The 24,991-nt window shown below is 72.5% G+C and carries 21 protein-coding genes; 8 read left to right on the top strand and 13 right to left on the bottom strand.

Annotated elements, in window-relative coordinates; all coding sequences use genetic code 11:
• Window positions 1-132 precede the first annotated feature (132 nt).
• The 3 genes from IGA62_RS02635 to IGA62_RS02645 all read right to left on the bottom strand — a co-directional run bounded on the left by IGA62_RS02635 (window position 133) and on the right by IGA62_RS02645 (window position 2,547).
• Window positions 133-1,050: an ATP-grasp domain-containing protein gene (locus tag IGA62_RS02635; protein WP_145816523.1), complete on the bottom strand. Its 918-nt coding sequence runs from the start codon at window positions 1,048-1,050 to the stop codon at window positions 133-135.
• Between the two features lie 14 nt (window positions 1,051-1,064).
• Window positions 1,065-1,403 (bottom strand): hypothetical protein, encoded by a 339-nt coding sequence (locus IGA62_RS02640; protein ID WP_145816521.1) that lies wholly within the window; start codon window positions 1,401-1,403, stop codon window positions 1,065-1,067.
• Between the two features lie 187 nt (window positions 1,404-1,590).
• Window positions 1,591-2,547, bottom strand: a complete 957-nt coding sequence (locus IGA62_RS02645; protein WP_145816519.1) for a heme o synthase — start codon at window positions 2,545-2,547, stop codon at window positions 1,591-1,593.
• Window positions 2,548-2,836: 289 nt separating this feature from the next.
• Between IGA62_RS02645 and tkt the strand changes: the two genes are divergently transcribed.
• From tkt to pgl, 6 genes are all read left to right on the top strand, one after another.
• Window positions 2,837-4,975 carry a transketolase gene (tkt, locus tag IGA62_RS02650; protein ID WP_145816517.1) on the top strand — a complete coding sequence of 713 codons (2,139 nt, stop codon included), beginning with the start codon at window positions 2,837-2,839 and terminating at the stop codon, window positions 4,973-4,975.
• Window positions 4,976-4,991: 16 nt separating this feature from the next.
• Window positions 4,992-6,113: a transaldolase gene (gene tal / locus IGA62_RS02655; protein WP_145816516.1), complete on the top strand. Its 1,122-nt coding sequence runs from the start codon at window positions 4,992-4,994 to the stop codon at window positions 6,111-6,113.
• Window positions 6,110-7,759, top strand: a complete 1,650-nt coding sequence (locus IGA62_RS02660) for a glucose-6-phosphate isomerase (protein ID WP_145816514.1) — start codon at window positions 6,110-6,112, stop codon at window positions 7,757-7,759. Before tal ends, IGA62_RS02660 begins: the two co-directional genes overlap by 4 nt.
• 2 nt (window positions 7,760-7,761) lie before the next feature.
• Window positions 7,762-9,312: a glucose-6-phosphate dehydrogenase gene (zwf, locus tag IGA62_RS02665; protein ID WP_145816513.1), complete on the top strand. Its 1,551-nt coding sequence runs from the start codon at window positions 7,762-7,764 to the stop codon at window positions 9,310-9,312.
• Entirely contained in the window at window positions 9,309-10,325 is a 1,017-nt protein-coding gene (locus IGA62_RS02670; RefSeq protein WP_145816511.1) for a glucose-6-phosphate dehydrogenase assembly protein OpcA, read from the top strand. The genes zwf and IGA62_RS02670 overlap by 4 nt, the downstream gene beginning before the upstream one ends.
• Window positions 10,326-10,467: 142 nt before the next feature.
• Complete coding sequence (gene pgl / locus IGA62_RS02675) at window positions 10,468-11,238, top strand: 6-phosphogluconolactonase (protein ID WP_145816509.1); 771 nt, start codon at window positions 10,468-10,470, stop codon at window positions 11,236-11,238.
• 129 nt (window positions 11,239-11,367) lie between these two features.
• Here the strand turns inward: pgl and secG are convergent, their stop codons facing one another.
• The 7 genes from secG to rapZ form a co-directional block, all read right to left on the bottom strand.
• Window positions 11,368-11,622, bottom strand: coding sequence for a preprotein translocase subunit SecG (secG, locus tag IGA62_RS02680; protein ID WP_145816507.1), 255 nt, complete (start codon window positions 11,620-11,622; stop codon window positions 11,368-11,370).
• A gap of 95 nt (window positions 11,623-11,717) precedes the next feature.
• Window positions 11,718-12,509 carry a triose-phosphate isomerase gene (gene tpiA / locus IGA62_RS02685; RefSeq protein ID WP_145816505.1) on the bottom strand — a complete coding sequence of 264 codons (792 nt, stop codon included), beginning with the start codon at window positions 12,507-12,509 and terminating at the stop codon, window positions 11,718-11,720.
• Entirely contained in the window at window positions 12,509-13,708 is a 1,200-nt protein-coding gene (locus tag IGA62_RS02690) for a phosphoglycerate kinase (RefSeq protein WP_145816503.1), read from the bottom strand. The genes tpiA and IGA62_RS02690 overlap by 1 nt, the downstream gene beginning before the upstream one ends.
• Window positions 13,705-14,709 (bottom strand): type I glyceraldehyde-3-phosphate dehydrogenase, encoded by a 1,005-nt coding sequence (gap, locus tag IGA62_RS02695; RefSeq protein WP_145816501.1) that lies wholly within the window; start codon window positions 14,707-14,709, stop codon window positions 13,705-13,707. The genes IGA62_RS02690 and gap overlap by 4 nt, the downstream gene beginning before the upstream one ends.
• Before the next feature lie 261 nt (window positions 14,710-14,970).
• On the bottom strand, window positions 14,971-15,951 hold the full coding sequence (whiA, locus tag IGA62_RS02700; protein WP_145816499.1) for a DNA-binding protein WhiA: 981 nt from the start codon (window positions 15,949-15,951) through the stop codon (window positions 14,971-14,973).
• 54 nt (window positions 15,952-16,005) lie between these two features.
• Window positions 16,006-17,112, bottom strand: a complete 1,107-nt coding sequence (locus IGA62_RS02705; RefSeq protein WP_145816497.1) for a gluconeogenesis factor YvcK family protein — start codon at window positions 17,110-17,112, stop codon at window positions 16,006-16,008.
• Window positions 17,109-18,008, bottom strand: coding sequence for an RNase adapter RapZ (rapZ, locus tag IGA62_RS02710; protein ID WP_145821843.1), 900 nt, complete (start codon window positions 18,006-18,008; stop codon window positions 17,109-17,111). The genes IGA62_RS02705 and rapZ overlap by 4 nt, the downstream gene beginning before the upstream one ends.
• A 357-nt stretch (window positions 18,009-18,365) precedes the next feature.
• Here rapZ and IGA62_RS02715 point away from each other — a divergent pair, with 357 nt between their 5' ends.
• Entirely contained in the window at window positions 18,366-18,830 is a 465-nt protein-coding gene (locus tag IGA62_RS02715) for a carboxypeptidase-like regulatory domain-containing protein (protein ID WP_186499762.1), read from the top strand.
• Window positions 18,831-18,938: 108 nt separating this feature from the next.
• Here IGA62_RS02715 and IGA62_RS02720 read toward each other — a convergent pair whose 3' ends face one another.
• From IGA62_RS02720 to IGA62_RS02730, 3 genes are read right to left on the bottom strand one after another with little or no spacing between them, the layout of a single operon-like run.
• Window positions 18,939-19,916 (bottom strand): TAXI family TRAP transporter solute-binding subunit, encoded by a 978-nt coding sequence (locus tag IGA62_RS02720; protein ID WP_145816492.1) that lies wholly within the window; start codon window positions 19,914-19,916, stop codon window positions 18,939-18,941.
• Window positions 19,913-20,305: a roadblock/LC7 domain-containing protein gene (locus tag IGA62_RS02725; protein ID WP_145816490.1), complete on the bottom strand. Its 393-nt coding sequence runs from the start codon at window positions 20,303-20,305 to the stop codon at window positions 19,913-19,915. The genes IGA62_RS02720 and IGA62_RS02725 overlap by 4 nt, the downstream gene beginning before the upstream one ends.
• A complete protein-coding gene (locus IGA62_RS02730; protein ID WP_145816488.1) occupies window positions 20,302-22,623 on the bottom strand; it encodes a sensor histidine kinase in 2,322 nt (773 codons plus the stop codon). The genes IGA62_RS02725 and IGA62_RS02730 overlap by 4 nt, the downstream gene beginning before the upstream one ends.
• A 513-nt stretch (window positions 22,624-23,136) precedes the next feature.
• On the opposite strand from IGA62_RS02730, the gene recQ reads away from it, so the two are divergent.
• A complete protein-coding gene (recQ, locus tag IGA62_RS02735) occupies window positions 23,137-24,984 on the top strand; it encodes a DNA helicase RecQ (RefSeq protein WP_145816486.1) in 1,848 nt (615 codons plus the stop codon).
• Window positions 24,985-24,991: the final 7 nt, after the last annotated feature.

Genomic DNA, 24,991 nt, shown 5'->3' on the forward strand with positions numbered 1-24,991 from the left:
TAAGCGGTAACAGGGGACCCCTGCTACCACCTCAGCGTCGGCAGCGCGCGTGCACGGGCGAGGGCGCGGGTGCAGGTGCAGATGCAGATGAGGGTTGCGGAGTCGGGTGGGGTGCGGGCGGTGGGACGCCGGTCAGGCGGTGGCCCGTAGGCGGGACACGACCGCGTCGGCGAAGCGGTCGGCGGCACCCTCGGCGTGGCCGAGGAAGAGCGACGGCTCGGTCAGTTCCAGCTCGACCAGGACCGGCGTGCCGTCCGGGCCGGGGATCAGGTCGACCCGGGCGTAGAGCAGCCGCTCCGCACCACCGGGCACCGCCGCGAGCGTCCGCTCGGCCACCGCGAGCTGCTCTGCGGTGGCGGTGCGCGGATCGATGCGCTCGGTCCGGAACAGTTCTTCGGACGGCAGGTCGGGGCCGGCGAGCATGGCGCCCTTGCGGATCGCGTGACTGAACACGGGGCCGGTGGGCCCTCCGGCGAACAGCAGCGCGGTCTCCCCCGCCGTGTCGACCCCGTGCAGGTACGGCTGCACCATGGCGACCCGCCCTGCGGTGCCGAGCCGGGTCAGGTGGTCGGCGGCGAGCTGACGGTGCTCGGGGTCGCCCAGGTCGTACCGGCCGCTGTCCAGGCTGCCCGCGCTGACCGCCGGCTTGACGACGTACTCGCCCCGCTCCGGCAGCTGCCCGGGCTCTCCGGGTACGACCCAGGTGGTGGGCACGGTCGGCACCCCGGCGGCCCAGAGCGCGTCGAGGTAGCGCTTGTCGGTGTTCCAGGCGACCACGTCGGCCGGGTTGGCCAGCCGGGGCACGGTGTGCGCCCAGGCGACGAACTCGTCGCGACGGACGGCGTAGTCCCAGGTCGAACGGATCACGACCAGGTTGTAGCCGGCCCAGTCGACGTCCGGGGCGTCCCAGATGACGGTGTCGACGTGCACGCCGCGGGCGGCCAGCGCGGCCCGCAGGAGCCGGTCGTCGGGTTCGAGGTCGGGCAGGTCGGTGCAGGTGACGAGAGCGACCCGGGGTTCCCCCCGGGTCGGCTGGTGATCGTGGGTCAAGGTCGTCCGGCCGTCTATCGCGCCATGGTGCGGCGGGCCATCGACCGCCACAGGTCGTTGCTCGGCCGCATCTGGTCCATCAGCTCACGCTCCCAGGCGTTCTCCACGGCGACCCCCGCCAGCGCGCAGGCCTGTCGCGCCACGTCGGTGCCCTCGGCGAACTGGTCTCCCCACTCGCCGTCGGAGCCCAGCAGCACGATGCGCGCGCCCCGCTTGCCGACGTACTCGATGACCGCCGTCGCGCCGCCGTGCCCGGCGGCGAACGACCGGATGCCGGAGACCAGGCCGCCGTTGGGGGCCTCGCCGGAGACGATCTGATCAGCCGTCAGCGTCGTATCGGAACCATCTGCCATGCCGGGCAGCGTAAGCAGATGCCGCCACGGATGGGCGAGAACCATGAACTATTTGTGATGCCAATTACCCCGAGGTTTAAGGTAGACCACAGACAATTCGGCACGACATGTCCCGATCTTTCGGGGCAAATCAGGCGCGGAAGATGACAGAAAAATGACAGCGCCTGACCCGCTGCGGGCCGGTGCCCTACAGCAGCGCGTCGAGCGCGACGGCCGCCGCCAGGATGGTCAGGTACGTCGTGGACCAGTGGAACAGCCGCATCGGCTTCACCGCCTCGCCCCGGACGGAACGCCGGCACAGCTTGTGCGCCTCGACGATGAACACCGCCCCGACCGCCAGGGCGACCGCGCCGTAGATCGGGCTCATGCCGAGCGGCCAGAGCGCCAGCGAGGAGAACACGGTGAGCCAGGTGAAGATGATGATCTCGGCGTTGACCCGACGGGTGGAGGCCACCACCGGCAGCATCGGGATGCCGGCGCGGGCGTAGTCCGCCTTGTACTTGATGGCCAGCGCGTAGAAGTGCGGCATCTGCCAGAAGAAGACCACGGCGAACAGGGCCCACGCCGCCGGGGCGAGCGAGCCGGTCACCGCCGCCCAACCGATCAGCACCGGGGCCGCGCCGCAGGCCCCGCCCCAGAACGTGTTCTGCGGGGTGGTCCGCTTCAGCCAGAGCGTGTAGACCAGGTCGTAGTAGACGATGGCGGCCAGGGTCAGCCCGGCGGCCAGCCAGTTGGTGAAGACCGCCATCAGGACCACCGAGACGGCCGCCAGGACGAGCCCGAAGACCAGGGCGTTACGCGGGGTGACCGTGTGGGTGGGCAGCGGGCGACGCTTCGTCCGCCGCATCACCTGGTCGATGTCCCGGTCGATGTAGCAGTTGATCACGCTGGCCGCGCCGGCGGCGAGGGCGCCGCCGACCACCACGACCGCGACCAGCCAGAGCGACGGCATCCCCTCGGCGGCGAGCATCATCGCCGGGACGGTGGTGACCAGGAGCAGCTCGACGATGCGCGGCTTGGTGAGGGCGACGTACGCCGCGACCACCGCCCGCGCGTTCCGCCGCGCACCGACGCCCTCCGACGTCACCTCCGCCGCAGGCCGTGCGGCGGGACTGTTGACGGGGCGCTCGGTGATCATGCTCACGGACGGCCACCTTCCGGCATCGGCAGGAGATCGGCTCGGCGGCGGCCGGTTGCCGGACGCACACACCGACCGACAGCCTACGCGGCGTGATCCGCGCAGCCCGTTCACCCCGTCCCCCGTGCCCGTCATCACATCCGCACGGCCTGCCGGAACACCGACCCCCGCGCGGGCGGGTGACCCGGACGACCCGGGCCAAACCGCATGCAGAGATCCCTGGGCGGGGGTTTACCCCCGCTCGATAGGGTCATCTGTCGAGGGTTCCGCCCATCTGCCGAGGAGCACAACCATCGTGGCTGCCAACCGACCCGAACAGACAACCCTGACCTGGTCCGACCTCGACCGGCGGGCCGTGGACACCGTCCGAGTGCTGGCCATGGACGCCGTGGAGAAATCCGGCAACGGCCACCCCGGTACGGCGATGAGCCTCGCGCCCGCGGCGTACCTCCTCTTCAACAAGGTGATGCGGCACAACCCGGCCGACCCGAACTGGCCCGGGCGGGACCGCTTCGTCCTCTCCGCCGGCCACTCCAGCCTCACGCTCTACATCCAGCTCTTCCTCACCGGCTACCCGTTGGGCCTGGACGACCTGAAGGCGCTCCGGCAGTGGGGCTCGCTCACCCCGGGCCACCCGGAGCACGGGCACACGCCGGGCGTGGAGACCACCACCGGCCCCCTCGGGCAGGGGCTGGGCAACGCGGTCGGGATGGCGATGGCGGCCCGCCGTGAGCGCGGCCTGTTCGACCCGGACGCCGCTGGCGGCGCGTCGGTCTTCGACCACCACATCTGGTGCATCGCCTCCGACGGCGACATCGAGGAGGGCATCAGCCACGAGGCCAGCGCCCTCGCCGGTCACCAGCAGCTGGGCAACCTCACGCTGATCTACGACGACAACGAGATCTCCATCGAGGACGACACCCGGATCGCCAAGAGCGAGGATGTCGCCGCCCGCTACGAGGCGTACGGCTGGCACGTGCAGACCGTCGACTGGCGGCGCGGCGACGCCGACCAGGGCGAGTACCACGAGGACGTCGAGGCGCTGCACGCCGCGCTGCTCGCCGCGAAGGCCGAGACCGACCGCCCCTCGTTCATCGCGCTGCGCACCATCATCGGCTGGCCCGCGCCGAACAAGCAGAACACCGGGAAGATCCACGGCTCGGCCCTCGGCGCCGACGAGGTCGCCGCCACCAAGAAGCTGCTCGGCTTCGACCCGATGCGCAACTTCGAGGTGAGCGAGGAGGTGCTCGCGCACACCCGCACGACCCTCACCCGGGGGACGCAGGAGCAGCAGGAGTGGCAGGCCGCGTTCGACGGGTGGGCGAAGGCCGCCCCGGAGCGCAAGGCCCTCTACGACCGGCTGGCCACCCGTACCCTGCCGGAGGGCTGGGCCGACGCGCTGCCCACCTTCCCGGCGGACGCCAAGGGCGTCGCCACCCGGGCCGCCTCCGGCAAGGTCCTGGAGGCCCTCGCCCCGGTCCTGCCGGAGCTGTGGGGCGGCTCGGCCGACCTGGCGGAGAGCAACAACACCACGATGAAGGGCGAGCCGTCCTTCGTCCCCGCCAGCCACGCCACCAAGGAGTTCCCCGGCCACGAGTACGGCCGCACGCTGCACTTCGGCATCCGCGAGCACGCCATGGGCGCGATCCTCAACGGCATCGCGCTGCACGGCGGCACCCGCCCGTACGGCGGCACCTTCCTGGTCTTCAGCGACTACATGCGCCCGGCGGTGCGGCTCGCCGCGCTGATGAAGCTGCCGGTGGTCTACGTCTGGACGCACGACTCGATCGGCCTCGGCGAGGACGGCCCCACCCACCAGCCGGTGGAGCACCTGACCGCGCTGCGGGCCATCCCCGGCCTGGACGTGGTGCGCCCGGCCGACGCCAACGAGACCGTGTGGGCCTGGCGGGCGGCGCTGGAGCACACCGACCGTCCGACCGCGCTGGCCCTGAGCCGCCAGCCGCTGCCGACGCTGGACCGCTCGACGCTGGCCGGCGCGGAGGGCGTGGCGCGGGGCGGCTACGTGCTGGCCGAGGCGAGCAACGGCAAGCCGCAGGTGATCCTGATCGGCACCGGCTCGGAGGTGCAGCTCTGCCTCACCGCGCGGGAGCGGCTGGAGGAGCGGGGCACCCCCACCCGGGTCGTCTCGATGCCCTGCCAGGAGTGGTTCTACGCGCAGGACGAGGCGTACCGCGAGTCGGTGCTCCCGCGCGGCGTGAAGGCCCGGGTCAGCGTCGAGGCGGGCATCGGCATGTCCTGGCGGGGCGTCGTCGGCGACAGCGGCGAGTCCGTCAGCCTGGAGCACTACGGGGCCAGCGCCCCGCACTCGATGCTCTTCGAGCAGTTCGGCTTCACCCCCGACCGGATCGTGGCCGCCGCGCACGCGTCGCTCACCCGGATCGGCGACATCACCGGTTTCACCACCGGCAACTGAGGGGAGCGTGAACGGTATGACTGACAGGTTGCGCGAGTTGACCGCCGCAGGTGTGGCGGTCTGGTTGGACGATCTCTCCCGGACCCGGCTCAGCTCGGGCGGGCTGGACCAGCTCCGGCGGGAGAAGCACGTGGCCGGGGTGACCACCAACCCGACCATCTTCGCGAAGGCGCTCAAGGACGCCGACGAGTACGACTGGCAGGTGCGGGACCTCGCCGCGCGGGAGGTGCAGGTCGAGGAGGCCGTCCGCATGCTCACCACGTACGACGTGCGCTGGGCGTGCGACGTGATGCGCCCGTCGTACGACGGCAGCGCGGGGGTGGACGGCCGGGTCTCCATCGAGGTGGACCCGCGGCTGGCCCACGACACCCTGAAGACGGTCGCCGAGGCCAAGGCCCTCTGGTGGCTGGTCGACCGGCCGAACCTCTACATCAAGATCCCGGCGACCGAGGCCGGGCTGCCGGCGATCACCGCGACCCTCGCCGAGGGGATCAGCGTCAACGTCACGCTGATCTTCGGGCTGGACCGCTACACGCAGGTGATGGAGGCCTTCCTCGCCGGTCTGGAGCAGGCCAAGGCGAACGGCCACGACCTGTCGACGATCGGTTCGGTCGCCTCGTTCTTCGTCTCCCGGGTGGACGGCGAGATCGACAAGCGACTGGAGAAGATCGGCTCCGCCGAGGCGAAGGGGCTGCGCGGCAAGGCCGCCGTGGCCAACGCCCGGTTGGCGTACGAGCGCTACGCGGAGGTCTTCGCCTCCGACCGCTGGCGGGCCCTCGCCGACGCCGGCGCGCACCCGCAGCGCCCGCTCTGGGCGTCCACCTCGACGAAGAACCCGGACTACCGGGACGTGATCTACGTCGAGGAGCTGATCGCCCCCGGCACCGTCAACACCATGCCGGAGCCGGTGATCCACGCCTACGCCGACCACGGCGAGACCCGGGGCGACACGGTCACCGACGGGTACGACGAGGCCCGGCAGGTCTTCGCGGACCTGGAGTCGGTCGGCGTGGACATGGCCGACGTGATCGCCACCCTGGAACGTGAGGGTGTGGAGAAGTTCGAGGCGAGCTGGCAGGAACTGCTCGACGGGGTCCGGACGTCGCTGGAAGCGGCGCAGCGAGGAGGCAAGGCGTGAGTGACCTGCTGGACGGCCCGGTGGAGGCCGCTGCCGGACTGGCGGTGTACGGCGCGGCGGCGGTCGACGCCGCCGGTGCCACCTCCACCCGGGACGCGCTGGTGCGCTCCGGCGTGCCCGGGCGACTGGCGGAGAAGGACCCGACCATCTGGGGTCCGGAGGCCGAGCAGGAGGCGAAGATCCGGCTGGGCTGGGTGGACACCCACCGCCGCAGTCGGGAGCTGCTGCCCCAGCTCGCCGAGCTGAAGACCGAGCTGGGCGACCTGGACCACGTGGTGCTCGCCGGCATGGGCGGCTCCTCGCTGGCTCCCGAGGTGATCGCCCGGACCCTCGGCAAGTCGTTGACCGTGCTGGACACCACCGACCCGGGGCAGGTCCGGGCGGCGCTGGCCGACCGGCTGGAGCGGACGGTGGTCGTGGTGGCCAGCAAGTCCGGCTCCACCGTCGAGACCGACAGCCACCGGCGGGCGTACTGGCAGGCGTTCCTCGACGCGGGGCTGACCGAGGCCGAGGCGGGCCGGCACTTCGTGATCGTCACCGACCCGGGTTCCCCGCTGGAGGCGACGGCCACCGAGATGGGCGCCCACGTGGTGCTCGCCGACCCGGAGGTGGGCGGCCGGTTCTCCGCGCTGACCGCGTTCGGGCTGGTCCCGTCCGCGCTGGCCGGGGTCGACGTCGCCGAGCTGATCGACGAGGCCGAGGCGCTCGCGGAGAGCTTCGGTGGCGAGCGCGACAACCCGGGCCTGGCGCTCGGTGCCGCGCTCGGCGCCGCCGCCACCCAGGGCCGGGACAAGGTCGCCCTGGTCAGCGACGGCACCGGCATCGAGGGGCTCGGCGACTGGGCCGAGCAGCTCGTCGCCGAGTCGACCGGCAAGGCCGGCGTCGGCATCCTGCCCGTGGTGGTGGAGGCACCGGACAGCCCCGGCGTGACCGGGGACGACGTTCTCACCGTCAGCTACGGCGGGGCGCTGCCGGCCGGGGAGATACCCGGTGGCGGGGCGCAGCCACACGTCGCGGTCAACGGCCCGCTCGGCGCGCACTTCCTGACCTGGGAGTACGCCACGGCGGTGGCCGGGGCGGTACTCGGCATCGACCCGTTCAACCAGCCGAACGTGACCGAGAGCAAGGAGAACACCAACCGGATCCTGGCCGCCGGGCCGGTCACCGAGGAGCCGTCGTTCACCTCCGGCGCGATCGAGGTGTACGCCCCGGCGGGTGCCCCGGGCGAGCTGACCGGCGTGCTGCGCTGGCTGCTCGACGGGCTGGCCGACGGCGGCTACCTCGCGGTCATGGCGTACCTCGACCGGTTCGCCGACGCCGACGCGGCCGAGCTGCGACCGCTGCTGGCCGGGGCGGCCGGACGGCCGGTCACCTTCGGCTGGGGACCGCGCTTCCTGCACTCCACCGGCCAGTACCACAAGGGCGGCCCGCAGGTCGGCAGCTTCCTCCAGCTCACCGGGGCGGTCGCCGAGGACCTGCCGGTCCCCGGGAAGCCGTACACGTTCGGCGAACTCCAGGCGGCGCAGGCCGCCGGTGACCGGCAGGCCCTGGCCGGCCGGGAGCGTCCCCTGCTGCGGCTGCACCTGACCGACCGGGCGGCGGGCGTGGCCCAGCTGCTCGACGCGGCCCGACAGCTCCGGACGTGACGATGACCGGAACGGATCCGGCGGAGCGAGGAGGCGGCGTGAACCCGCTACGCGACCCGCAGGACCGGCGGCTGCCGAGGATCCCGGAGCCCTGCGCTCTGGTGATCTTCGGCGTCACCGGCGACCTGGCCCGCAAGAAACTGCTGCCCGCGGTCTACGACCTGGCCAACCGAGGGCTGCTGCCCCCGGGGTTCGTGGTCCTCGGCTTCGCCCGCCGGGACTGGGGCGACGGCGACTTCGAGTCGCTGGCCCACGAGGCGGCCAAGAAACACGCCCGCACCCCCTGGCGGGAGGAGGTGTGGGCGCGGCTCGCCGGCAACATCAAGTTCGTCGGCGGGTCGTTCGACGACGACGCCGCGTTCGACCACCTCGCGGCCACGCTCGACGAGCTGCGCGCCACCCACGGCATCACCGGTAACGCCGCCTTCTACTTCTCCATCCCCCCGGCGGCGTTCCCCGTGGTGCTCAAGCAGCTCGCCCGCACCGGCATGGCCGACAACGCCCGCTCCGGAGGCTGGCGGCGGGTGGTGGTGGAGAAGCCGTTCGGGCACGACCTGCCCTCGGCGAAGGAACTCAACGACCTGGTCGACGACGTCTTCACCAGCCAGGACGTCTTCCGGATCGACCACTACCTGGGCAAGGAGACGGTCCAGAACATCCTCGCCCTGCGCTTCGCCAACAACCTGTTCGAGCCGCTGTGGAACTCCCACTACGTCGACTCGGTGCAGATCACCATGGCCGAGGACGTCGGCATCGGCAGTCGGGCGGGGTTCTACGACTCCGCCGGGGCCGCCCGCGACGTGGTCCAGAACCACCTGCTGCAACTGCTGGCCCTGGTGGCGATGGAGGAGCCGACCAGCTTCGGCGCCGACGAGATCCGGGCCGAGAAGCTCAAGGTGCTCCGGGCGATCACGCTGCCGGAGGACATCAGCCAGGGCACCGTGCGGGGCCAGTACCTACCCGGCTGGGTCGGCGGCCAGCGGGCGGTCGGCTACCTGGACGAGGAGGGCGTCCCGGCGGACTCCACCACCGAGACGTACGTCGCCGTCCGGCTCGGCATCCAGAACCGCCGCTGGGCGGAGGTGCCGTTCTACATCCGCGCCGGCAAGCGGCTCCCCCGGCGGGTCACCGAGGTCGCCATCATGTTCAAGCGCGCCCCGCACCTGCCGTTCAACGACGCCGACATCGAGATGCTCGGCAACAACCAGCTCGTCATCCGGGTCCAGCCGGACGAGGGCGTGGTGCTGAAGTTCGGCTCCAAGGTGCCGGGCACCACCATGGAGGTCCGGGACATCGCCATGGACTTCCAGTACGGCGAGGCGTTCACCGAGGCCAGCCCGGAGGCGTACGAGCGGCTGGTGCTGGACGTGCTGATCGGTGACCGCACCCTCTTCCCGGACGCCGCCGAGGTGGAGCAGAGCTGGCAGGTGGTGGACCCACTGGAGCGCGCCTGGGCGGGCACGAAGCCGGAGCCGTACCGGGCCGGTGAGTGGGGTCCCCGGGCGGCCGACGAGATGCTGGCCCACGAGGGCCGGGCCTGGAGACGAGCATGATCGGGCTGTGGGACACCACCGGCAACGAGGTGGTCAAGGCGCTCGCCGCCGAACGGCGCAGCGCGGGCGGGGTGGCCAGCGGCATGGCCCTCACGTTGATCGTGGTGGTGGACGAGAAGCGCGTCCGGGAGGCGGAGGCGGCGGCCACCATCGCCGCCGCCGCCCACCCGTGCCGGCTGCTGGTCGTGGTCCGCTCGGACGTGGAGCGGGAGCACAACCGGCTGGACGCCGAGATCGTCGTCGGCGGCCGGCTCGGCCCGTGCGAGGCGGTCGTCACCCGGATGTACGGTCGGCTCGCGCTGCACGCCGAGTCCGTGGTGATGCCGCTGCTGGTGCCGGACGTGCCGGTGGTGACCTGGTGGCACGCCGAGCCTCCCGAGGAGATCGCCACCGACTTCCTCGGGGTGGTCGCCGACCGGCGGATCACCGACGCCGCCCAGGCGGCGGACCCGATCGAGGCGCTGCGGCAGCGGGCCCGGGACTACGCCCCGGGCGACACCGACCTGGCCTGGAGCCGGATCACCCCGTGGCGCACCCTGGTCGCGGGGGCTTTCGACACCACCCAGGCGCGGGTCACCGAGGCGACCGTGGTGGCACCCCGGACCGACCCGACGGCGGCGTTGATGTGCGGCTGGCTGGGTGGCCGGCTCGGCATCGAGCCGCGCTGGGAACACGCCGACGGCCAGCCCCGCATGCGCGAGGTGCAGCTGCGCTGCGCCAACGGCGACGAGCTGACCCTGACCCGGGAGGACAGCACGGCGAAGTTCCGGCGTACTGGCCAGGCCGACCGGGACCTGCCGCTGGTGCGGCGGCCGCTCGGTGACGAGCTGGCCGAGGAGCTGCGCCGGCTGGACGCCGACCAGGTGTACGCCGAGGCTCTCGGCGCGGCGGCGGGGCTCTCGGGGCTGGACGACCGTCCCGCCCAGCGGGTGCACGTCTGGAAGGACCCGGCCACCGCGCGCCGCGCCGAGGCGGGCGTCACCACGCACGCCTCGACCAACGCGCCATCCTGACCACCGGGCCTGCTCCCGCCCGTCACGCGATCCGGGTGACGGGCGGGACGGCCCGGCGACGACCACCACGGGCGGGGCCGCCCGGGCGACGACACGTACCGCCGGGCGGGACGCCCTGCGGTCGATGAGAAAAAGGCACGTGATGAGTGAGGCGAGTGTCGCCGTACACGCCGACGCCGACCTGCTGGCGCAGGCGGTCGCGGCCCGGTTGCTGGTGAAGCTGCTCGACGCGCAGGCCGACCGGGGCCAGGCGTCGGTGGTGTTGACCGGGGGCCGGATCGCCGCCGCCGTGTACCGGGCGGTGGTGGCCCTGCCGGCCCGGGACGCGGTCGACTGGGCACGGGTGGACGTCTGGTGGGGCGACGAGCGTTTCCTGCCGGCCGGGCACCCGGAGCGCAACGAGACCCAGGCCCGGGCGGAACTGCTCGACCTGCTCCCCCTCGACCCGGCCCGGGTTCACCCGATGCCGGCCTCGGACGGCCCGGACGGGGCGGACCCGGAGGTGGCAGCCGCCCGGTACGCCGAGGAACTCGCCGCCGCGGCCCGTCCCGGGCACGCCACCCTGCCCCACTTCGACGTGCTGCTGCTCGGCGTCGGCGAGGACGGCCACGTGGCATCGGTCTTCCCCGAGCACCGGGTGCACTACGAGAGCCGGCCGGTCAGCGCGGTCCGGGGCAGCCCGAAGCCGCCGCCGGTGCGGATCACCCTGACCCTGCCGGCGATCAACACCGCCGAGGAGGTGTGGCTGGTGGCCAGCGGATCGGACAAGGCGGCGGCGGTCCACATGGCGCTCGACGGCGCCGGCCCGGTGCAGCTGCCGGCAGCCGGGGCGGCGGGCGTCAGCCGTACCCTCTGGCTGCTCGACCGGGCCGCGGCGGTGGACGTACGCCCCCGCTTCCGCAGCCTGCGCTGAATGGTCGCAGGGGCCCTTGCTACCGCTTTCCGCACGGCAAGGTGCCCCTGCAACCACCTGGAGCGGAAAAAACTGCGCGCGGCCCGTGGGTACGGGCCGCGCGCAGGTGCCTACGACGGGAAGGCTCGCTCAGGCGGGAACCGCCAGCTTGAGCCAGAGCCCGAGGCCGATGATGCAGGCGAACCAGACGATGCCCACCAGGACGGTGTAGCGGTCGAGGTTCTTCTCGGCCACGGAGGAGCCGGCGAGGCTGGAGCTGACCCCACCGCCGAACATGCTCGACATCCCGCCGCCCTTGCCCCGGTGCAGCAGGATCAGCATGGTGAGCATGATGCTCGTGATCGTCAGCAACACGATCAACGTGTATGCGAACCAAGTCGGCATGGCTGGGGTCAGTCCTCTCATTGCGATCCTCGCCCCGCGCGTGTCGGGCGTGCGGCACCGACCGACGGACGGGCGGAGTCAAGGATAGCGAGCGATCAGCGGGTGATGTGCTCCGGGAAGCGGCAGATCTGTGCGAATTCCTCGGCGTCGAGGCTGGCGCCGCCGACGAGCGCGCCGTCCACGTCCGGCTTGGCCATGATCGCGGCGACGTTCGACGCCTTGACCGACCCGCCGTAGAGGATCCGGACCTGGTCCGCGGTCGCCTGGTCGTACAGCTCGGCCAGGCGCTCACGCACCGCCCCGCACACCTCCTGGGCGTCCTCCGGGGTCGCGGTCTTGCCGGTACCGATCGCCCAGACCGGCTCGTACGCGATCACGACCTTGGTGACCTGCTCGGCGCTGAGCCCCTTCAGGCCGGCGGTGAGCTGGTCCTGGCAGTGCACGACGTGCCGCTGCTCGTCCCGGACGTCCAGCCCCTCGCCGACGCAGAGGATCGGGGTGAGCCCGTTGCCGAGCGCCGCGGTGACCTTGGCGTTGACCAGGGCGTCGTCCTCGTGGTGGTACGCGCGCCGCTCCGAGTGCCCGACCACCACGTACGAGCAGCCGAGCTTCGCCAGCATCGCCCCGGAGATCTCCCCGGTGTACGCCCCGGACTGGTGCGGGGAGAGGTCCTGGGCCCCGTAGCCGATGAGCAGCTTGTCGCCGTCGACCGCGGTCTGCACCGTCCGCAGGTCGGTGAAGGGCGGCAGGACGACGCACTCGACGTCGGTGAGCTGCTTCTCGTTGAGGCTGGCCGCCAGCTTCTGGAGCAGGAGGTTCGCCTCGAAGTGGTTCAGGTTCATCTTCCAGTTGCCGGCCATCAACGGCCGGCGGGTGACCGCCGCCATCAGTCCTCCAGTGCCGCGATGCCGGGGAGGGTCTTGCCCTCGAGGTATTCCAGCGAGGCGCCCCCGCCGGTGGAGATGTGCCCGAACGAGGACTCGTCGAGCCCGAGCGCCCGCACCGCGGCGGCCGAGTCACCGCCGCCGACGACGGTGAACGCGTCGGTCTTGGTGATCGCCTCGGCGACCCCCCGGGTGCCGTTCGCGAACGCCGGCATCTCGAACACGCCCATCGGGCCGTTCCAGAAGACCGTCTTCGCGTCGGCGAGCGCGGCGGCGAAGCCGGCGACCGTCTCCGGGCCGATGTCGAGGCCGAGCCGCTTGGCCGGGATCGCGTCCGCGGCGACGGTGTCGTGCGCGGCGTCCGGGGCGAAGGCGTCCGCCGCCACCACGTCGACCGGGAGCATGATCTTGCCCGCGGAACGCTCCAGCAGGGTGCGGCAGGTCTCGACCATCTCCTCCTCCAGCAGCGAGGTGCCCACCTCGTGGCCCTGGGCCTTGAGGAAGGTGAAGCACATCCCGCCGCCGATGAGCAGCCGGTCGACCGTCGGCAGCAGCGCCTCGATCACCGCGAGCTTGTCGGAGACCTTGGAACCCCCGAGCACCACCACGTACGGGCGCTCCGGCTCGCCGGCCAGCCGACCGAGCACCTCCACCTCGCGCAGCACGAGGCGGCCGGCGACGTGCGGCAGCCGGGCCGGGATGTCGTACACGCTGGCGTGTTTGCGGTGCACCGCGCCGAACGCGTCGTCCACGTAGGCCTCGCCGAACGCGGCGAGCTGGTCGGCGAAGGCGGCCCGCTCGGCGTCGTCCTTGCTGGTCTCCCCCTTGTTGAAGCGGAGGTTCTCCAGCAGCGCGACCTGGCCGTCGGCCAGCGCCTCGACGGTGGAACGGGCCGAGTCGCCGACGGTGTCGGTGGCGAAGTGCACCGGCGCGCCGAGCAGCTCACCGAGCCGACCGGCGACCGGCCGGAGGCTGTACTGCGGGTCCGGCGCGCCCTTCGGGCGGCCCAGGTGCGAGCAGACGACCACCTTCGCGCCGGCCTGCACCAGCGCGTCGAGGGTCGGCAGCACCGCCCGGATGCGCCCGTCGTCAGTGATGGCACCGGTCTGCTTGTCGAGTGGCACGTTCAGGTCGGCGCGTACCAGGACGCGCCGACCTGAAACCCCCTCGGCGAGCAGGTCATCGAGGGTACGGATGGTCACAGCGACGAACCCACCAGCTTGACCAGGTCGACCAGGCGGTTCGAGTAGCCCCACTCGTTGTCGTACCAGCCGACGACCTTGACCTGGTTGCCGATCACCTTGGTCAGCGGCGCGTCGAAGATGCAGGACGCCGGGTGGGTGACGATGTCGGCCGACACGATCGGGTCCTCGTTGTAGACCAGGACACCCTTGAGCGGACCCTCGGCGGCGGCCTTGATGGCGGCGTTGACCTCGTCGACGCTGGTCTCCCGGCCGACCTCGACGGTCAGGTCGGTGGCGGAGCCGGTCGGGATCGGCACCCGCAGCGCGTAGCCGTCGAGCTTGCCCTTGAGCTCGGGCAGGACCAGGCCGATCGCCTTGGCGGCACCGGTGGAGGTCGGCACGATGTTCAGCGCGGCGGCGCGGGCCCGGCGCAGGTCCTTGTGCGGCGCGTCCTGGAGGTTCTGGTCCTGGGTGTACGCGTGGATGGTGGTCATCAGGCCCTTCTGGATACCGAAGGTGTCCTGGATGACCTTCGCCATCGGGGCCAGGCAGTTGGTGGTGCAGGAGGCGTTCGAGATGATGGTGTGCTTGGCCGGGTCGTAGTCGTCGTGGTTGACGCCCATGACGACCGTGACGTCCTCGTTCTTCGCCGGGGCGGAGATGATGACCTTCTTGGCCCCGCCGTCGACGTGCGCCTTGGCCTTGGTGGCGTCGGTGAAGAACCCGGTGGACTCGATGACCACGTCGACACCCAGGTCGCCCCAGGGCAGCTTGCCCGGGTCGCGCTCGGCGTACGCCTTGATGGTCTGGGCACCGACGGTGATCTCGTCGGCGGTGGCCTTGACCTCGTGCGGGAGGCGGCCGAGGATGCTGTCGTACTTGAGCAGGTGGGCGAGCGTCGCGTTGTCGGTCAGGTCGTTCACGGCGACGACCTCGACGTCCGCGCCGGACGCCAGGACTGCCCGGAAGAAGTTGCGGCCGATGCGGCCGAAGCCGTTGATGCCAACCCGGATGGTCACAGGTCCCATCTCCTCGCGTTCTGGTCCGCCGGCGCCAGACGGCGGCCGGCGAGTTGATGTGCGCCGACCGCTGGAGCCGGCCGTTGACAGTTCATCTCGGCCACCCCGCCGCGGTCCGACGGACCAGACCGCCGAGGCGGTGGGTACGGCGGGGGAAGCCAGTTGCCGGCCCCCTTGCCGTACGCTGCGACCCTATCCGAGCGCACGACGGCGCGCTGCGCCGGGGCGTGGCCCGGACCCCGTCAGCGCCCCACCGTCCTATCAGACCACGAGCATGTCGGGCGTGACGGCTGCTTCGGTATCGGGGATGCCGAGGTCGCGGGCGCGCTTGTCGGCCAGCGCGAGCAACCGGCGGATCCGGCCGGCGATGGCGTCCTTGGTCAGCGGCGGCTCGGCCAGCGCGCCGAGCTCCTCCAGGGAGGCCTGCCGGTGCTCCAGGCGCAGCCGGCCGGCGGAGGTGAGGTGCTCCGGGGCGTCGTCGGCGAGGATCTCCAGTGCCCGGGTCACCCGGGCGGCGGCGGCGACCGCCGCCCGCGCCGACCGGCGCAGGTTGGCGTCGTCGAAGTTCGCCAGTCGGTTGGCCGTCGCCCGGACCTCACGCCGCACCCGGCGCTCCTCCCAGGCCAGCACGCTGGAGTGGGCACCGACCCGGGTGAGCAGCGCGGCGATCGCGTCGCCGTCCTTGACCACCACCCGGTCCACGCCGCGCACCTCACGGTTCTTGGCGGTGATCCCGATCCGGCGGGCCGCGCCGACCAGCGCCAGTGCCGACTCCGGGCCGGGGCAGGTGATCTCCAGGGCGCTGGACCGGCCCGGCTCGGTCAGCGAGCCGTGCGCCATGAACGCGCCCCGCCAGGCCGACACCGCGCAGCAGACGTTCGCGGCGACCACGTGCGGGGGCAGGCCGCGCACCGGACGGCCCCGGACGTCCAGCAGCCCGGTCTGCCGGGCCAGTGACTCGCCGTCCTTGACCACCCGGACGATGAAGTGACTGCCCTTGCGCAGGCCGCCGGAGGCGAGCACGTGGATCTCACTCGGGTAGCCGTAGACCTCGGCGATCTCGCGGCGCAGCCGTCGGGCGACCGCCCCGGTGTCCAGTTCCGCCTCGACCACCACCCGACCGGAGACGATGTGCAGCCCACCGGCGAACCGCAGCAGGGCGGTCATCTCCGCCCGCCGGCAGCAGGGCTTGGGCACGTCGACCCGACTCAGCTCGTCCTTGACCGCAGCCGTCATCGCCATTGTGCGTCCCCTCACGGACCGGTTCCGGCGTGCCGCCGGTGATTACGTAGGTGCTTAACGAGCGGCGCCCAGGACAGGCACCAGGGCGGCGCCCAGGGCGGCCGGATCGTGCCGGGGACTGCCGTCGGCGACGGCGACCGGGGCGAGCACGAGCCGGGCACCCAGGGATTCTGCCGCACGGGCCAGCGACTCCGGATCCGTCACCACCCGGTCGTCGGCGAGCACGCAGTCGGCCACGAGTTCCGGGAGGTAGCGACGCAGCGCGGCGAGGTGGCCGGCGGCGGAGAGCCCCTGGGTCTCCTTCTCGGCGGAGAGGTTCAGGGTGACCAGCCGCCGGGCCGGGCTGGCGACGACCGCCTCGGCCAAACCGGGCACCAGCAGGTGCGGCAGGACGCTGGTGTACCAGCTCCCCGGTCCGAAGATCAGCCAGTCGGCGTCCCGGATCGCCGTCACCGCCTGCGGGCAGGCGACCGGTGCGGCCGGGGTGAGCCGCAACGCCTCCACCCGACCGGTGGTGACCGCCACCTGGTGCTGCCCGCGTACGGTGCGGACCTCGTCCGGGCGGGTCGGATCCACGCCGCGCACCTGCGCCTCGATGCCGACCGGCTCGCAGGACATCGGCAGCACCCGGCCGACCGTGCCGAGCATGGTGCCGGCGTGTTCCAGCGCGACCACCGGGTCGCCGAGCAGCTCCATCAGACCGAACAGCACGAGGTTGCCGACCGCGTGCCCGTCCAGGCCGTCGGCGCACCCGCCGGGCCCGTCCCCGTTCCCGGTCGACGCGAACACCCCGGTCGACGTCCCGCCCCGGGTCGCCGGGCCGTCGGCGGCGGGCGTACCGCCGACGCCGGCCCCGACCGCGACCCCGGCCGGGGTGGCGACGACATCGGCACCGGTACGGGCGAACCGGTGCTGGAACAGCCGCGCGCTGCGGCGGGTGGTCGGGTGGTCCCCGGCCAGCGCGACCAGCGCCTGCCGGAGGTCACCGGGGGGCAGCCCGCCCCGGGCGGCGCGCAGCCGGCCGCTGGAACCGCCGTCGTCGCCCACGGTCACCACGGCGGTGATGTCGAGGTCGAGTTCGGGAGCGCACCGGCGCAACGCCCGCAGCGACGCGGACAGGCCGTGCCCGCCGCCGAAGGCCACCACCTTCGTCGCCGTCATTCGCGCCCCAGGTCCCGGTGCTGGGCGTTGGCGGCGAGACCCGACTGGCGCAGCCGTGCGGCCAGCTCCTCGGTGATCGCAACGCTGCGGTGCTTGCCGCCGGTGCAGCCCACCGCCACCGTCAGGTACCGCTTGCCCTCCCGCTCGAAACCGGCGGTGGTGGCGTTGACCAGGTCGGCGTAGGCCGACACGAACGCCTCGGCACCCTCCTGGCCGAGCACGTACTCGCTGACCGGCGCGTCCCGACCGGTCTGCTCGCGCAGGTCCGGCACCCAGAACGGGTTCGGCAGGAAGCGGGCGTCGAGCACGAAGTCGGCGTCCGGCGGCAGGCCGTACTTGAAACCGAAGGAGAGCACGGTGACCCGCAGCCGCCGGGCGTCCTCCTCGCCGAAGAGCTCCTCGATGCGCCGGCGGAGCTGGTTGACGTTCAGGTGGCTGGTGTCGACGATCACGTCGGCCTGGTCGCGGGCCTCCTCCAGCAGGCTGCGCTCGACCGCGATGCCGTCGGCCAGCCGGCCGTCGCCCTGCAACGGGTGCGAGCGGCGGACGCTCTCGAACCGCCGGATGAGCACCTCGTCGTCGGCGTCGACGAAGACCACGCGCGGGGAGAAGCCGCGCTCCTTCAGCTCGCGGATCGCGCCGGCCAGGTCGGTGGAGAAGGCGCGCGAGCGGACGTCCAGCACCATCGCGGTACGCCGGGCCGCACCGCCCGCCTTCGACGCCAGCTCGGCCATGTCGAGCAGGAGCGCCTGGGGCAGGTTGTCGACCACGTAGTAGCCGACGTTCTCCAGGGCCCGGGCCACCGTGCTCCGGCCACCGCCGGAGAGCCCGGTGACCACGACCAGGCTCGTCTCCCCCTCGGCGTACGGCTCTGCCGGTGTGGAGCCCTCAGCCACCGGAGCCTGGCCTGTCAGCGCCTCGTTCACCTGCTACCCCCCGGCGGTGGCCCCGCGGCCACCACCGACCGCGAACGTCAGTGAGCGACTCTATCCCGCCCCCGGTCCGGCGCCCTCCGACCCCGTTCACCGGCGCGCCCGGCACGCCCCGCTCCCGGCAGGCCCGCTTCCGTGCACCGCGACCAGGGTGCCTGCCCGATTCCGCGTTCCGGCCATCCACGCTCGGTGGCCATGTTAGAAGTGACCCAAACCGGGCGACCAGACCGGGGTCCTGTCGTTCTTCCGATTCCGACCGACGCCCACCGCCGGTCGGGCACCGATGGTCGCGACGGGTCAGGAAAGGGGACGGACACGAAGATGCGAACGCGCCTGCGCCCACTCGGCCTGTCGTTGGTCGCCCTCGGCGCGCTGCTCGCCGGGTGCCAGGGCGACGCCGGTCCGGTGGACACCCCCGCACCGGCCACCGGCAGCCCCAGCCAACCGGTGAGCGACCGGCCGGACGAGCCGGACGACGACACGCGCCCCGAGGCGGACGACGACGACCGCCCCGGACGACGGGGCGTGGTCAGCGGACGGGTCCGCACGCCGTCCGGCGCCCCGGTCGTCGACGCGGTGATCCGGGTACGGTCCCTCGACACTCCCCCGGTGCCGGTGCCGGAGGTGGTGGTGACCACCGACGAGGACGGCTACTTCCGCTGGCAGCTCGCCCCCGGGCGGTACGAGGTCGACGTCGTGCCGGCGGACGGCTCGCCCCCGGTCACCGCCCCGGCCGTCGACGTCCGCTCCGGCGCGCAGCGCCGCGTCGACATCACCGTCCGCTGACCGGACGGCCCAGGGGCGCGTGTCGGGCCCGGTCCACACGAACTCGGTGGCCACTGCCGACGAGGGCGGTACCCACGCCCGGCGCCGGGACGGTGGCGCGACCGGGCGTCAGCCGCCCCGGTAGAAGCGGGCCGCGCCGGGGTGCAGCGGGATCGGGTCGGCATTCGAGGCCGTCTGCCTGGCGAAGTTCCGCCCCTCCGGATGCACGGTCGCGAGCTCGGCCTGATGCGCGAAGAGCAGCCGGGTCAGGTCGTACGCCAGCTTCTCCGGCATCGCCGGGCTGACCAGCAGCAGGTTGGGCACGGTGATGGTCGGCACGTCCCGGCGGGTCCCGTAGGCGTCCTTGGCCAGCACCGCGCTGGTGTAGACCGGCCCGTAGACCTTCGTGAGCGCACCGACCAGGCTGGCGATCGGCAGGAAGGCGTACCTCCCGACGTCGCTGCTGACCAGGTCGGCGATGCCGGGGGTGGGCAGCCCGCCGGAGAAGAAGAACGCGTCCAGGGTCCCGGCCCGCATCCGCTTGACGGTTTCCGGCAGCGAGAACCGCTCCCGGTGGATGCCGCGTTCCGGGTCCAGGCCGGCCGCGGTGAGCAGCCGGGTGGCGATCACGTCGGTGCCGGAGCGGGGCGAGCCGGTGGAGACGTTCCTGCCGCGCAGGTCGTCCATGGTCACGATGTCGGCGTCGGCCCGGACGACCACCTGGATGTAGTCGCTGTAGATCCGGGCCAGTGCCTGCACCGGCTGAGGACGGTTCTGGAAGGCACCCCGACCGGCGCTGGCGTCGGCCGCCGTGTCGGCCGAGCTGAAACCGATCTCCATGTCCCCGCTGACCACCCGGGGGATGTTGTCCCCGGACGCGCCGGTCGGTTCGGCCCGCGCCTCGTACCCGGGCAGGTGCCGGCTGATGATGTCGGCGTAGCCCCCACCGAGCTGGTAGTAGACGCCGGTGGTGTTACCGGTGGCGAGGAAGATCCGCCCGTCGTGCCAGGCCTCGCTGGCGTCCGCCGCCGTCGGGTCGTCGGCGCACCCGGTGGCGCCCAGCGCGAACAGCAGCGGAGCGGCCAGTACGGTCCGTCGGCGGATCATGCCCGGGCCGCCGGTTCGAGCGCCTCGGCGACCCGCTGCACCAACATCGCCGTCTCGTAGCCGATCTGCCCGAGGTCGCAGCCAGGTGCCGCCAACACCCCGATCAGCGCCCGGGTGCCCACCGCCATCACCAGCATCACCCCGCCGTCCATGTCGACGATCTGCTGGCGGACCCGGCCGGCGGCCATGAACCGGGCGGCACCGGTGGTCAGGCTGGCCAGTCCGCTGATCACCGCCGCGAGTTGGTCGACCTGATCGATCGACAGCCCCGGCGAGGCCGCCAGCCGCAGACCATCGCCGGAGACCACGAGTGCGTGTGCCACGTCCGGGACCTGGTCGGCGAAGCTGGCGAGCAGCCAGTCGAGCCCGGCGCTGGTGGAATGGCTCACTGCTGCCTCCTGGTCGGATCTGGGGGTTGACTGCGCCGCATGGCCGTGGCCACGCCCTCGGCCAGTGCGGACAGTCGGGCTCGTACGATCTCCGGATCGAGCAACTCGTCGGACTGCCTGGCCGCTGCCGGCGGGGGCGCCTGTAGCTCGGCCATCAGCCCCTGCCCCTTGGCCCGCCGTGGCAGTTCCCGACCCGGACCGACAGACGGGTCCCGGCCCGGACCGACAGACGGCCGAGACGGTTGACCCGCAACACCCGGCGGGGTCAGCCACTCCGGGCCGACCGGTGCCCCGGCGCCGGCGTGGAACCAGGTGACCGGCGAGTTCGTCGCCGTCGGTACGGCGCGGGCCTGCTCGATGCTCGGGGGGCCGTGCCGGAAGGTGTACTGGGGCAGCGTGAGGATCGACTCGGGCAGCTCGACGTTGGCCATCGTGCCGCTGCCGGTGGTGTGCAGCGAGACCCGGATCTGGTGCCGGGCCGCCAGGTGCGAGACCACGTGCAGGCCCATGCTGCCGGCCGCCGCGCTGGACAGGGTGGCCGGTGCGCTGAGCCGTTCGTTGATCTCGGCGAGGCGGGCGTCGCTGATGCCGATGCCCTGGTCGTGCACCCGGATGACCAGGCCGTCGACCGTACGCCGGCCGTCGACCTGGACGTTGGTGTGTGGCGGCGAGTACGCGGTGGCGTTCTCCAGCAGCTCGGCGAGCAGGTGCACCAGGTTGCCGACCGCGTTGCCGGCTATCCCCACCGCTGGCAGGTCGGCCTCGACCCGGACATAGTCCTCGATCTCCGAGGCGGCGGCGGTCACCACGTCGGTCAGCAGGTAGGCGCCCTCCTGGGCGCGGCCCGGTTCGCCGCCCGCCAGCACCAGCAGGTTCTCACCGTTGCGGCGCATCCGGGCGGCCAGGTGGTCGAGGGCGAAGAGCCGGGCCAGCGCGTCCGGGTCGGTCTCCTCGCGCTCGAACTCGTCGAGCAGCCGAAGCTGACGGGTGATCAGGGTACGGATCCGGCGGGCCAGCGCTTCGACCATCCGGGTCACGTCGACCCGCAGCTCCGCCTGCTCGCCGGCCAGGTGCAGCGCGGCCCGGTTGACGGTGTCGAACGCTTCGGCGACCTGGGCGATCTCGTCGCGCCCCCGGGCGATGGCGGCGGTGCGCTCCAACGCCGAGGTGCCGTTCGGGTCCTGCGGGACGCCGGAGGTGATCGCGCTGATCCGTTCCGACAGCTCACGACGGGCCATGATGAGCGCGGCGGCCCGCAGTTCGCGTAGTCGGCGGCTGGTGCGTACGGCGAGGAGGGTGGCGGTCAGGAAGGCGAGCAGGGCCAGCGCCAGGGTGACCGCCCCGGTGGCCAGGGCGCTGGTGCGCGCGTCGGTGGCCAGCTCGGTGGCGCGCGCGTCGAGCTGTTCGGAGAGGTCCCGCCCGACCAGGTTGTACCGGCGGATGACGCTGCTCTGGGCGACGAACCAGGCGTCGCCGTCGGTACGCAGGGCATCGGAGTCGGAGTCGACGCTGAGCACCTGGTCGCGCATCCGGCGGGCGGTGGAGACGTCCGGACCGGTCATCAGCCGGCTGTGGGTGGCCGAGGCCTCGGGGCTGGCGATCCGGGAGAACTCCGCCTGCCGCTGTTCCTGGGCGCCCCGGAGATGGGCGACGCGGACCAGGTCCTCCTTGCTCAGCGTGCCACGGTTGAAGCTGGCCCGGAGCAGGTCCCGTTCCAGGGCGGCGATGTGCTCCTGGGCGGCGACCGAGGCCACCTCCCGGGCCGCGTTGGCCAGTTCGGTGTTGCGCACCTGCGCCGGCAGCGCGTCGGCAACGGCGAGCAGCGAGTCGACCAGGTTGAGGTAGAGCGAGTCGGCCGGCCGGTCGCTGAGCGCCACCGACCGGGCATCGGCGAGCTGGGCGAGTTGCTCGTCGGTGCTGTCCAGTACCCGGGCCAGCCCGGGCGCGGCGGCGCGGGCGTCCTCGGCGGCGGCGCGGTACCGCCGCACCGCCGAGTCGCCGCGCTGGCGCTGGGCGTCGACCAGTTGCCGCCCGGCGGTCCCACCGCGTCCGCGCAGGGCGACCGTCTCGGTGAGCTCCCGCTCCACCTCGTGCACCAGTTGCACGGTCGCGGTGGCCGCACCGGCCAGCACCCGGGCCCGCTGGGCGTCGGCCGAGGCGGAGAGGGCGGTACTGGTCTGCACCGCGCCGAGGCCGAGCAGGCCAAGGGTGGCGATCAGGATCGGGGCGAGTAGCTGGGTTCGGACCGACCACAACCGGTTCGGCTGGTCGGACGAGCCGTTGTGCCGGCGTACGCGGGCGGTGCGGGATGCTGGCACGCGGGCCTCCGGACGGTCAGGGTGAGCTGTCTGGCCTGTCTGTCGGCCCGGTGTCGGTTACCCGGCCGCGCCCAGGCGGGCGCGGACATTCACCGTGGCGGTCCTGGCCAACCGCCGATGGTTCGGAATAGGGACACGACCCGGCACGATACGCGGCTGGACCGATCAGAGAAATACGGTTGGCAGCGCTTTACATTAGCGTGATCCAACAATTGGCTCCGGCCGCCCGGTGCAGCTCAGACGGCCTACCAAGGCGATTGACGACAGCCCGAAAGGCGGCGCTACCCTCCGCCGTTTGGCTGAATGCGACCGACCGCCGGATTTAGCGGATCGTAGCTTTTCGCGTCTTTTCTGTTACGCCACACAGGGACGCAAGGAGAATGGGTCGTGCGCGGGAACAGTGGGTAAAATCCTGGCATCGCCCAGGGCTCCGGCAGAGCCCGGGAACGGGTACCGGCCGACCCGCGCTCGGCCAGCCGTCAGCGGGTCACTCCGCGCTCGTACAATCCCCCGATGGACTCCCCCGCCGCGCTGCGTACCGAGACCCCGCTGGACGTGCTGCGGCGGGTGTTCGGCTACGACTCCTTCCGGGGTTTCCAGCAGGAGGTCGTCGAGCACGTGACCGGCGGTGGCGACGCGCTGGTGCTGATGCCGACCGGTGGCGGCAAGTCGCTCTGCTACCAGATCCCGGCGCTGCTGCGCGACGGCGTGGCGGTGGTCGTCTCGCCACTGATCGCGCTGATGCAGGACCAGGTGGACGCGCTGCGCGCGGTCGGCGTCCGGGCCGGTTTCCTCAACTCGACCCTCGACCTGGACACCCGCCGGCTGGTCGAGGCGGAGTTCGTGGCCGGGGAGATCGACCTGCTCTATCTCGCGCCCGAGGCGCTGGGCAGCCGGGGCACCCTGGAGCTGCTCGACCGGGGCCGGATCGCGCTGTTCGCCATCGACGAGGCGCACTGCGTGGCGCAGTGGGGCCACGACTTCCGCCCCGACTACCTCGCCCTGTCGATGCTGCACGAGCGCTGGCCGGAGGTGCCGCGCATCGCGCTCACCGCCACCGCGACCTCCGCGACCCGGACCGAGATCGCCACCCGGCTGGACCTGACCGAGGCCCGGCACTTCGTCGCCAGCTTCGACCGACCGAACATCCAGTACCGGATCGTGCCGAAGCGGGAGCCGCGCAAGCAGTTGCTGAGCCTGCTGTGCGACGAGCACCCCGGCGACGCCGGCATCGTCTACTGCCTCTCCCGGGCCTCGGTGGACAAGACCGCCGAGTTCCTGGTGGCCAACGGGATCGCCGCGCTGCCGTACCACGCGGGGCTGGACGCGGTGACCCGCGCCGCCCACCAGCGGCGGTTCCTGCGGGAGGAGGGGCTGGTGATGGTGGCGACCATCGCCTTCGGCATGGGCATCGACAAGCCCGACGTCCGCTTCGTCGCCCACCTGGACCTGCCGAAGTCGGTGGAGGGCTACTACCAGGAGACCGGCCGCGCCGGGCGGGACGGGCTGCCGTCCACCGCCTGGCTGGCGTACGGGCTCCAGGACGTGGTGCAGCAGCGCAAGATGATCGACACGTCGGAGGGGGATCTCGCCCACCGGCGCAACCTGGCCGCCCACCTGGACGCCATGCTTGCGCTCTGCGAGACGGTCCGCTGCCGGCGGGCGCAGCTCCTGGAGTACTTCGGCCAGCCGGCGACCGGTGACGGCTGCGGCAACTGTGACACCTGCCTGAGCCCGCCGGAGACCTGGGACGGCACCGTCGCCGCGCAGAAGCTGCTCTCCACGGTCTACCGGTTGCACCGGGAACGGAACCAGAAGTTCGGCGCGGGACACTGCGTCGACATTCTGCTGGGCCGCAGCAACGACAAGATCGTCCAGCACCGGCACGACTCGTTGAGCACCTTCGGCATCGGCACCGACCTGCGGGAGGCCGAGTGGCGGGGGGTGGTGCGGCAGCTGCTCGCCGAAGGGCTGCTCGCCGTCGAGGGCGACTACGGCACCCTCGCACTGACCGAGGCGAGCGCCGAGGTGCTGGGCCGGCGGCGCACGGTGATGATGCGCCGCGAGCCGGAGCGGCCGGCGTCGACCGGGAAGACCGCGAAGGCGGCCCGGGGCGGGACGACTCCTGCCGTGGAGATGTCGCCCGAGGCCGCGCCGGTGTTCGAGCGGCTGCGGGCCTGGCGCGCGGCGACCGCCAAGGAGCAGGGCGTTCCCGCGTACGTGATCTTCCACGACGCCACGCTGCGGCAGATCGCCACCGACGCGCCGACGTCCCTGGCCGAGCTGTCCGGGGTCAGCGGCGTCGGCGAGAACAAACTCGCCAAGTACGGCGAGCAGATCCTCGCCGTCCTCGCGGAGTGACCTGACC

This window comes from Micromonospora sagamiensis, assembly GCF_014680085.1.
GTDB lineage: Bacteria > Actinomycetota > Actinomycetes > Mycobacteriales > Micromonosporaceae > Micromonospora > Micromonospora inyonensis.